The organism is Streptomyces sp. NPDC052064 (assembly GCF_055585925.1).
Genome location: NZ_JBVJJE010000006.1, coordinates 299,556 through 309,062, shown reverse-complemented (window position 1 = coordinate 309,062; position 9,507 = coordinate 299,556). Strand labels below are relative to the sequence as shown.

The 9,507-nt window shown below is 71.3% G+C and carries 11 protein-coding genes; 7 read left to right on the top strand and 4 right to left on the bottom strand.

The genetic code is table 11. From position 1 onward, the window contains the following. Positions 1–28: 28 nt before the first annotated feature. From ACZ6TU_RS18510 to ACZ6TU_RS18485, 6 genes are read left to right on the top strand one after another with little or no spacing between them, the layout of a single operon-like run. Complete coding sequence (locus ACZ6TU_RS18510) at positions 29–1,366, top strand: M24 family metallopeptidase (RefSeq protein WP_469549581.1); 1,338 nt, start codon at positions 29–31, stop codon at positions 1,364–1,366. After that, the gene (locus ACZ6TU_RS18505; RefSeq protein WP_469549577.1) at positions 1,366–2,343 is read left to right on the top strand and encodes a thiamine pyrophosphate-dependent dehydrogenase E1 component subunit alpha; all 978 of its coding nucleotides are present in this window, start codon (positions 1,366–1,368) and stop codon (positions 2,341–2,343) included. Before ACZ6TU_RS18510 ends, ACZ6TU_RS18505 begins: the two co-directional genes overlap by 1 nt. After that, positions 2,331–3,311: an alpha-ketoacid dehydrogenase subunit beta gene (locus ACZ6TU_RS18500; RefSeq protein WP_469549575.1), complete on the top strand. Its 981-nt coding sequence runs from the start codon at positions 2,331–2,333 to the stop codon at positions 3,309–3,311. The genes ACZ6TU_RS18505 and ACZ6TU_RS18500 overlap by 13 nt, the downstream gene beginning before the upstream one ends. Positions 3,312–3,353: 42 nt before the next feature. After that, positions 3,354–4,751, top strand: a complete 1,398-nt coding sequence (locus tag ACZ6TU_RS18495; protein ID WP_467670744.1) for an amidohydrolase family protein — start codon at positions 3,354–3,356, stop codon at positions 4,749–4,751. After that, a complete protein-coding gene (locus ACZ6TU_RS18490) occupies positions 4,748–5,629 on the top strand; it encodes a cupin domain-containing protein (protein WP_469549572.1) in 882 nt (293 codons plus the stop codon). The genes ACZ6TU_RS18495 and ACZ6TU_RS18490 overlap by 4 nt, the downstream gene beginning before the upstream one ends. Further along, positions 5,626–6,315, top strand: coding sequence for an SDR family oxidoreductase (locus ACZ6TU_RS18485; RefSeq protein WP_467670748.1), 690 nt, complete (start codon positions 5,626–5,628; stop codon positions 6,313–6,315). The genes ACZ6TU_RS18490 and ACZ6TU_RS18485 overlap by 4 nt, the downstream gene beginning before the upstream one ends. 18 nt (positions 6,316–6,333) lie before the next feature. Here the strand turns inward: ACZ6TU_RS18485 and ACZ6TU_RS18480 are convergent, their stop codons facing one another. The 4 genes from ACZ6TU_RS18480 to ACZ6TU_RS18465 are packed head-to-tail and all read right to left on the bottom strand — an operon-like array spanning position 6,334 to position 8,098. Further along, positions 6,334–6,981: an HhH-GDP family DNA glycosylase gene (locus tag ACZ6TU_RS18480; protein ID WP_469549569.1), complete on the bottom strand. Its 648-nt coding sequence runs from the start codon at positions 6,979–6,981 to the stop codon at positions 6,334–6,336. A 2-nt stretch (positions 6,982–6,983) separates the two neighbouring features. Next, positions 6,984–7,328, bottom strand: coding sequence for a DUF3140 domain-containing protein (locus ACZ6TU_RS18475; RefSeq protein ID WP_467670752.1), 345 nt, complete (start codon positions 7,326–7,328; stop codon positions 6,984–6,986). A 33-nt stretch (positions 7,329–7,361) separates the two neighbouring features. Next, entirely contained in the window at positions 7,362–7,844 is a 483-nt protein-coding gene (locus ACZ6TU_RS18470) for a Dps family protein (RefSeq protein ID WP_467670754.1), read from the bottom strand. Next, the gene (locus tag ACZ6TU_RS18465) at positions 7,841–8,098 is read right to left on the bottom strand and encodes a WhiB family transcriptional regulator (protein WP_469549566.1); all 258 of its coding nucleotides are present in this window, start codon (positions 8,096–8,098) and stop codon (positions 7,841–7,843) included. The genes ACZ6TU_RS18470 and ACZ6TU_RS18465 overlap by 4 nt, the downstream gene beginning before the upstream one ends. 212 nt (positions 8,099–8,310) lie before the next feature. On the opposite strand from ACZ6TU_RS18465, the gene ACZ6TU_RS18460 reads away from it, so the two are divergent. Then, on the top strand, positions 8,311–9,504 hold the full coding sequence (locus ACZ6TU_RS18460) for a thiolase family protein (RefSeq protein WP_469549564.1): 1,194 nt from the start codon (positions 8,311–8,313) through the stop codon (positions 9,502–9,504). Positions 9,505–9,507: the final 3 nt, after the last annotated feature.

Below are 9,507 nucleotides of genomic sequence, written 5' to 3'. Positions count from 1 at the left end.
CGTTCACTCCGAAGTGGGGGTGGTCGCCATGGCGATCCGCACATATGGGCCCAACGCCGTCGACTGGGAAGAGCGCATCGACCTGGAACGGCTGCGCGGACAGCGGCTGGCCCGGCTGAACGAGTCCCTGAACAGCTCCGAGCTCGGCGCGGTGCTCACCTTCGACTTCGCCAACATCCGCTACATGACCGCCACGCACATCGGCACCTGGGCGATGGACAAGCTGATCCGCTTCGCCCTGCTGGTGCGCGACGGCGAACCGGTCGTCTGGGACTTCGGCTCCGCCGCCCGCCACCACCAGCTGTACAACCCGTGGCTCGACTACAGCGACGGCAAGGGCGGCCCGCCCACCGGCGCGCGCGCCGGCATCTCCACCCTTCGCGGCGCCTTCCACCCGGACGCGGGCATCGCGGAGGACGTGGCCGCCAAGATCGCCGCGGAGCTGCGCGACCACGGGCTGGCGAACGAACCGCTCGGTGTCGACGTCGCCGAGATGCCCGTCCTCGCCGCCCTGCGCGCCGAAGGCATCGACGTCGTCGACGGACAGCAGGTCTTCCTGGAGGCCCGCCGGATCAAGACCGGCGACGAGATCGGCCTGCTCACCCAGGCCTGCGCCATGGTCGACGCGGCCTACGAGGCGCTGTACGGCCATCTGCGCCCGGGCGTGCGCGAGAACGAGTGCGTCGGCGTCGTAGCCAAGGTCCTGTACGACCTCGGCAGCGAGTACGTCGAGGGCGTCAACGCCATCTCGGGCGAGCGGTGTTCACCGCATCCGCACGTCTACAGCGACCGCCTGATCCGCCCCGGCGATCCGGCCTTCTTCGACATCCTGCACAGCCACCTCGGCTACCGCACCTGCTACTACCGCACGTTCGCCGTGGGCAGCGCCTCCCGGGCGCAACGGGACGCCTACGTGCGCTGCCGTGCGTACATGGACCAGGCGATCGCGCTCGTCCGGCCCGGCGCGACGACCGCCGACATCGTGCGGGTGTGGCCGCGTGCGGAGGAGTTCGGCTTCGCCGACGAGACCGCCGCCTTCGCCCTCCAGTACGGCCACGGCGTCGGCCTGTCGATCTGGGAGAAGCCGATCTTCAGCCGCCTGGTCTCCTTCGATCACCCCGAAGTCCTCGAAGAGGGCATGGTGTTCGCCCTGGAGACCTACTGGCCGGCCGCCGACGGCTGGTCCGCCGCCCGGATCGAGGAGGAGCTCGTCGTCACGGCCGACGGCTGCGAGGTCATCACCAAGTTCCCCGCCGAGGAACTGCTGGTGGCCGGGCGCAAGTACTGGACGGTGGGTGGCGAACTGAACACCCGCCGGGAGGCGCAGTCCCATCTCAACACCTCTCGTGGCGACGGGGCGAGCTGATGGACGCCGCCGGACTCCTCGCCTGCTACGAGCGGATGGCCGTCATCCGCCGTACGGAGAAGGCCGCCCACGACCTGTTCCTGCAGGGCCTGGTGAAGGGCACCACGCATCTCGCCGCCGGGCAGGAGGCGATCGCCGTGGGTGCGAGCGCCGCCCTGCGCCCGGACGACTATGTGTTCGCCACCTATAGGGGCCACCACCATGCCCTCGCCCGGGGCGCCACTCCCGAGGAGTGCCTCGCCGAGCTGATGAGCCGGGCGACCGGGCTGTGCAAGGCCAAGGGCGGCTCCATGCACCTGACCAAGGCGGACACCGGCATGCTCGGCTCGTACGCCATCGTCGGTGCCCATCTGCCGATGGCGGTAGGCGCGGCCTGGTCGGCCCGGCTGCGCGGCACGGCGCAGCTCGCGGTCGCCTTCTTCGGGGACGGCGCGACCAACATCGGCGCCTTCCACGAGTCGCTCAACCTGGCCGCCGTGTGGAAACTGCCGGTGCTGTTCGTGTGCGAGAACAACCAGTACATGGAGTACACACCGATCGCCGACGTCACGGCGGTCGCCCGGCCCGCAGCCGACCGGGCGCCCGCCCACGGCATCCCGGGCGAGGTCGTCGACGGCAACGACGTCGTGGCCGTCGAGGAGGCGGTGGCGCGGCTCGCGCGGCGGGCCCGGGCCGGGGACGGGCCCGCCGTGCTGGAGGCCGAGACCTACCGGCACTTCGGGCACAGCCGCTCCGACCCGGCGGCCTACCGTCCGGCCGAGGAGGTCGAACGGTGGCTGAAGCACGACCCGTTGGACCTCGCGCGGGGACGGCTCGCCGAGCTGGGGGCCGGGGCGGAGACGGTCGCGGAGGCCGACGAGCGGGCCCGGGCCGTCGTGGAGCGGGCCGTCGAGGCGGCGAAGGCCGGGCCGCCGCCCGACCCGCGGGAGGCGCTGACCGACGTGTGGGCGGACGGAGGTGCCGCATGGCGGACGTGATCACCTACCGGGAGGCGGTCGCCGAGGGCATCGCGCGCGAGATGCGCCGGGACACCTCGGTCGTGTGTCTCGGGGAGGACATCGCCGCGGCCGGCGGTGTGTTCAAGACGACCGTGGGTCTGCTGAAGGAGTTCGGGCCCGAGCGGGTGTGGGACACGCCCATATCCGAACAAGCCATCGTGGGTGCGGCGATGGGCGCCGCGATGACCGGGATGCGGCCCGTCGCGGAGATCATGTTCTCCGACTTCCTGGCCTGCTGCTGGGACTACCTCGCCAACGAGATCCCCAAGGTCCGCTACATGACCGGCGGCCAGGTGACGGTGCCCCTCGTCGTACGCACCGCCAACGGCGGCGGGCTCGGCTTCGGCGCCCAGCACTCGCAGGCCACCGAGAACTGGGCACTGACCGTCCCCGGCCTGAAGATCGCGGCACCGGCCACGCCCGCCGACGTCATCGGCATGATGGCGGCGGCGATCCGCAGCGACGACCCCGTCGTCTTCTTCGAGCACAAGGACCTCCTGGCCACCAAGGGGCCGCCGCCACCGGCCGGTCATGTCGTCGAGCTGGGCCGGGCCGCCGTCGTACGCGAGGGCGCCGACGTCACGCTCGTCGCGCTCGCCTCCACGGTGCCCCTGGCCCTGAAGGCCGCCGACGCGCTGTCGGGGGAGGGGACCGAGTCGGAGGTGATCGACCTGCGCTGCCTGGTCCCGCTGGACGCCGCGACCGTCCTCGCCTCGCTGAGCAAGACCTCACGGCTCGTCACCGTCGAGGAGAACCCGTACCAGGGCGGCTGGGGCGGCACCGTCGTCTCGATCGTCGCCGACGAGGGCTTCGGCCTGCTGGACGCGCCCGTGCGGCGGGTGGCGGGGGAGTGCGTCCCGCTGCCCTTCGCCGACGCACTGGAGGAACAGGTCATCCCCACCGTCGGCAAGGTCGTCACGGCGGTCCGCGGACTCGCCGCCTACTGAGCCACCGACCCACGCACCGAACATCCCATGGGAGGAAGCGCGATGACCACAAGAACACTGCTGCGCTCCGGGCACGTGATCTCGATGGACCCCGCCATCGGGGATCTGCCCCAGGGGGACGTCCTCGTCGAGGACGGCAGGATCGTGGCCGTGCGGCCCGAGATCAGCGCCGACGCCGAGGTGCTCGACATGACCGGCCGCATCGTGATCCCCGGCTTCGTCGACACCCACCGCCACACCTGGGAGGCGCCGATCCGGGGCATAGCACCCGACGCCACCCTCGACGACTACTTCGTCGACGTCCTCGACACCTTCGCACCCCTGTACACCCCGGAGGACGTCTACGCCGCCAACCTCGCGGGCGCGCTGGAATGCCTCAACGCCGGCATCACCACGCTCGTCGACTGGTCGCACATCAACAACACCCCGGACCACCCGGACGCCGCGATCCAGGGCCTGGCCGAATCCGGAATCCGGGCGCAGTACGCGTACGGCAGCGCCAACACCTCTCTCGCCGACTACTGGTTCGAGAGCAAGATCGCGATACCGGCCGACGACGTCCGGCGGATCCGCGCCGAGCACTTCGCGTCCGGCGACGGCCTGCTGACCATGGCCCTCGCCACGCGCGGACCCGGTTTCTGCGTCAACGACGTCGTCGCCTCCGAGTGGGCCCTCGCCCGCGAACTCGGCATCCCGATCACCGTGCACGTGGCCATGGGGCGGCTGGCCGGCCGCTTCGGCATGGTCAAACAGCTCCACGACATGGGGCTCCTCGGCCCGGACACCACCTATGTCCACTGCTGCTACCTCAGCGAGGAGGAGTGGCGGATGGTCGCCGACAGCGGCGGCACGGTGTCCGTCGCACCGCAGGTGGAGGTCCAGATGGGGCACGGCTGGCCGCCCGTGATGCAGGCGATCGAACACGGTCTGCGGCCGTCGCTCAGCATCGACGTCGTCACCACCGTGCCCGGCGACATGTTCACCCAGATCCGCGCGGCCTTCGGCGCCGAACGCGCCCGCGTCAACGCCGACTGCTGGCAGGCCAACCTGCCGGTTCCCAGCACCATGTTGACAGCACGTCAGATGCTGGAGATCGCCACCGTCAACGGCGCCCATGTCGCGGGCCTTGAGGACCGCACCGGCTCCCTGACCCCCGGCAAGCGCGCCGACATCGTCGCGATCGACGCCACCGCGCTGAACGTCGCGCCCGTGCACGACGCGGCGGCCGCGGTGACCCTGTGCGCGGATGTGTCCAACGTGGACACCGTCCTCGTCGACGGTGTGATCCACAAGCGCGACGGCACGTTGTCGGCCGACACCGGGCGTGCGCTGCGGCTCGTCGCGGAGGCCCGGGACCGGCTCCTCAGGACGAAGGAGATGAACAAGACGACGGCGGAGCAGGGCGAGAAGGGGGAAACGGGGGAGAGGGCCACGGCATGACGAATCACCTGGTGCGCCGCGCGGCCGATCCGCCCGAGCCGCCGTACGACGGCCTGGGCTACCGGCGGCGGACGCTGGTCGGTGAGGGCGACGGCAGTGTGCACACCGGCTTCGGCGTGTGCGAACTGCGACCGGACGGCCGTGTGCCCGCCCATGTGCACTCGTACGAGGAGAGCTTCCACGTCCTCGACGGAGCCGTGGTCCTCGAGGTGCCCGAGGGCTCGTACCTGCTGGAGGCGGGTGACTACGGCCTGCTGCCGATCGGGGTACCGCACGCCTGGCGCGGCGCCGGGGACACCGGCGCCCGCTGGGCGGACATGCTCGCCCCCGTGCCGCGGGCCCGCTTCGGGTACGACACCCAGACGGTGCCGGACCTGCCCGCTCGCGAGCCCGTCCGGGTCGATGTCCGCGATCCGCGCACCCGCTCCTTCGGCCATTTCGAGCCCGGCCAGATGGACCCCGGCAAGCAGTCCCAGGATCTGTTGGCCGTCACGGCGAGCATGCGCACCGCGCTGCTGGTCTACAGCGGCATCACCGTGAAGATGATGGTCGACAGCGACCTGGGCGCGGTCGGATCGACGATGTTCATGGTGCAGTACGCGTCCGACGGCGTCATCGGCACCCACGACCACCCCTTCGAGGAGACGTACCTGATCCTGGAGGGCGTGGCCGAGACCACCCTCGACGGCGAGCGGTACCGGCTGGAGCCCGGGGACCTCGCGTGGGCGGGCGCCGGCTGTGTGCATGGGTTCGTGAACGCTGGGCAGGGGCCCCTGCGTTGGCTGGAGACGCAGGCGCCGCAGCCACCGGCTCGGCACTCGTACCGGTTCACCAGGGACTGGGAGTACCTGCGCCAGGCGCTTGAGGAGGGATCATGAGCAGTGTCCTTGTCATCGGCGGCACGTCGGGCATCGGCCTCGCGTTCGCCCGGGCCCGTGCCGAGCAGGGGGACGAGGTGGTCCTGACCGGCCGCGACGCCCACCGCGCCGACCTGATCGCCAAGGAGTTCGGCGCCCGGGGCATCGCCCTCGACCTGGCGCGACCGCTGGAGATCGCGGCGGCGCTGGCCGACGTGGGACGCGTCGACCATCTGGTGCTCGCGGGCGTCTCCCGGGACGACAACAAGGTGAGCGAGTACGACATCGACGCCGCCCTGCGGCTGGTCACCCTCAAGCTCGTCGGCTACACCGAGGTCGTGCACACGCTGCGGGCCCGGCTGCACGACGACAGCGCCATCGTGCTCTTCGGCGGACAGGCCAAGGAACGCCCCTACCCAGGGGCGACGACGGTGGCGACGGTCAACGCGGGCGTGCGGGGCCTGATGAATTCGCTGGCCGTCGAACTCGCTCCCGTCCGGGTCAACGTCGTGCATCCCGGCGTCGTCGGCGACAGTCCGTACTGGCAGGCCAAACCGGAGAAGGTGCTGGAGGTGCTGCGCACCGAGACGCCCACCGGGCGGCTGGCCACGATGGCGGACGTGGTGGACGCGGCCGACTTCCTGCTGCGCAACCGGTCGGTCAACGCGGTGGAACTGGCCGTGGACGGGGGTTGGTTGCTGGGGTGAGGGCCGGGCCCGAGGGCGTCAGGCCACCCGCCGCAGCGTGTCCTCGGCCACGTCCTTGTCCACCGCCGCCCGGACCAGCGCCGCGGCGAGGACGGCCGAGTCTGTCCGCCCGGCCAGTTCGGTGAGACGGTCCGGATCCTTCGGCAGGTTCAGCCGCTCGGCGCCCTGGAGAGCCTTGGCGTCGAGGTAAGGGGCGGCCTCCGGCCACACACCCTGTGCCTCCCGCAGGAAGATGTCGGCGCCCGCAGGCCCCACCCCGGGGAACTCCTGGAGCAGATGGCGCAGTTCGGAGACCTTGCCGTCCGCCTCCCGGCGCAGTCGCCGCAGGTCCCCACCCCACCGTTCGGTCAACAGCTCAGCGGCCTCTCCGAGTTGTGTTGCCGTACGCTCGTCGTAGCGCCGGTAGCCGCCCCGGCCGAGCGCGTCCACGCGCTCCTGCCAGTGGGCCTCCGCCATGCGGCGCGGGTCGCGCAGCCCCGCCTCGTGCAGGGCACGGGCGGTGGCCAGCGCGACCGACCCGCGGATGCGGGCACTGAGCAGATGAGCCAGCACCAGCAGCCGGTACAGCGGCTGCGGGGTGTCCTTGAGCCGGATACCCGCCTCGTCCGCGTACGTGCGGCCGTGCGCGTCGAGGAGTTCGCGTACGACGCGCTCCTGCCGGTCCACTGCTACCCCTTGAGCGGATCGTGGCCGACCGTCATCAGCCGGCGCCGGCGGCGCGTGTCCTCGGCCGTCACCTCGGGCTCCGGCTCGTTCTCCACGTCCACCTGCGAGGTGACCGTGTCCACGACCTTCTCCATCACGCGCAGGTCGTCCTCGGTCAGGTCGGTGCGCCGCTTCTGGAGGATCGCCAGGACGTGCTGCCCCGTCTCCGTACCCGCCTGATCGGGCAGCGGCTCCGCGTCCTCGTCGGCGTCCCGCATCCGCAACCAGGCCGCGAGCTCCTGCGAGGTCATGTTCACCACGCGGTGGAAGTCCTCCCACAGCGCGTCGAGTTCAAGGGCGTCGGTCATCACATGCCCCTTCCGTACGTACGTGCGCGTCGGTCAGCCTTCGCGGGGGAAGTTCTCGGCGTCGAACATCCACCGCTGCTTCTCCAGCTCGGCGGTGATGCTGATCAGCAGGTCCTGGGTGACCAGGTCGGCCTTCTCGGTCGCGTCGATGCGCTCGCGCATCCGGCCGATGGCGTCCTGGAGGGACTCCACCATCACCTGCACGGCGTCCGAGTCGCGCACCCAGCCCTCCTTGGGGGCGGGCAGGGTGAAGGCCTTGGCGATGGTCTCGGGCCGGCCGTCCGGCGGGACGCCGAGCGCCGCGGACCGCTCCGCCACCGTGTCGGCGAAGTTCCGCGCGGCCGAGACCACCTCGTCGAGCTGGAGGTGGATCGACCGGAACCGCGGTCCGACGATGTTCCAGTGCGCCTGTTTCCCGATCAGCGAGAGTCCGAGCAGATCCACCAGGGTGTCCTGGAGTGCCTCGCACGAGACCCGGCGGGCCTCGTCGGGCAGTGTGCTCCGCACAGCCGTCATAGGGCGCTTCTCCTCCTCGCGTCGTTTCTCGTGGTCCGGAGCAGTGCGTCGCGCTCCTCCTCGCAGGTCCCGCCCCACACGCCCGCGGCCTGGCCGCTGCTCAGCGCGAAGCTCAAGCACTGGTCGGTCACCGGGCAGCGCGCACAGATCCGCTTCGCGGCGGCGACGTCCCGCAGGGCCGGGCCTGTCGTGCCCACGGGGAAGAACAACTCGGGGTCCTCGTCCACACAGGCGGCGCTCCGCAACCACTCCATGAACGCGCGGGTGCCCAGGGTGCACAGGTGCAAACGCGACGCGTGACGGACGCGGGCAGTACCGAAGCGGCGTCCTGGCCTGCGGAAATGCCCTCCTGGCGCCCTGGGACCCGCAGAAATCTTCCCAGGCGGCCGCTGAAGGTCTATAGTCCGAAACTAGCAGTGCTAATTAATGCGCGGTTGTCCATGCGCGGTGTGTGAGGAGTCCTCTCGTGCGTCCCGTCCACTTCGCGGCCGCCCGCCGCACTCCCATCGGCAAGCTGAGGGGCTCCCTCTCCTCGGTACGCCCCGACGATCTCGCCGCGACCGTAGTCCGCGCCCTGGTCGGTGAGGTGCCCGCGTTGGACCCGGCCCGCGTCGACGACGTGTACTGGGGCGCCGCCAACCAGGCCGGCGAGGACAACCGCAACGTCGCCCGCATGGCCGTGCTGCTCGCCGGACTCCCCGAGTCCGTGCCCGGTGCCACCGTCAACCGCCTCTGCGCGTCCGGCCTGGAGGCCGTGACCACGGCAGCCCGCACCATCGCCGCGGGCGAGGCCGACATCGTGATCGCGGGCGGCTCCGAGTCGATGAGCCGCGCCCCCTTCGTTCTGCCCCGCCCCGACGAGGCCCTCCCGCACCGTATCGAGACCGTCGACACTCGCCTCGGCTGGCGCCTGGTCAACCCCGGGATGCGGGACCTGCACGGCCTGCTCTCCATGGGAGAGACGGCGGAGGAGGTCGCCGCGCGGTACGGCATCCCGCGCGAACGCCAGGACGAATTCGCCCTGCGCAGTCACCAACGCGCCGCACTCGCCCGCAAGAACGGCCACTTCGACGGCGAACTCCTGCCCGTGGAACGCCCCGACGGAGTGGTCGTCGACACCGACGAGTGCGTCCGCGAGGACACCTCGTACGAGAAGCTGTCCCGGCTGAAGCCGGTCTTCCGGGAGGGCGGCACGGTCACCGCGGGCAACGCCTCGCCGATGAACGACGGCGCCGCCGGCATCCTCCTGGTCAGCGAGGAGGCCCTCAACGAGCTGGGCCTGGAGTCCCTGGGCCGCTACGTCGCCGGCGCCTCGGCCGGTGTGCACCCCGACGTGATGGGCATCGGCCCGGTCCCCGCCACCCGCAAGGTCCTCACTCGCGCCGGCTGGGACATCGGCGACCTGGAGGAGGCCGAGTTCAACGAGGCCTTCGCGGCCCAGGCCCTGGCCTGCGTGGACCAGCTCGGCATCGACCCCGAGCTGGTCAATCCGAGCGGCGGAGCCATCGCCCTCGGTCATCCGCTGGGCTGCTCCGGCGCCCGCATCCTGACGACGCTGCTCCACCGGATGCGGCGCACGGGGGCGGGGCGGGGGCTGGCGACGATGTGTGTGGGTGTCGGGCAGGGGAGTGCCGTACTCGTCGAACGGCACCAGGGCTAGGGC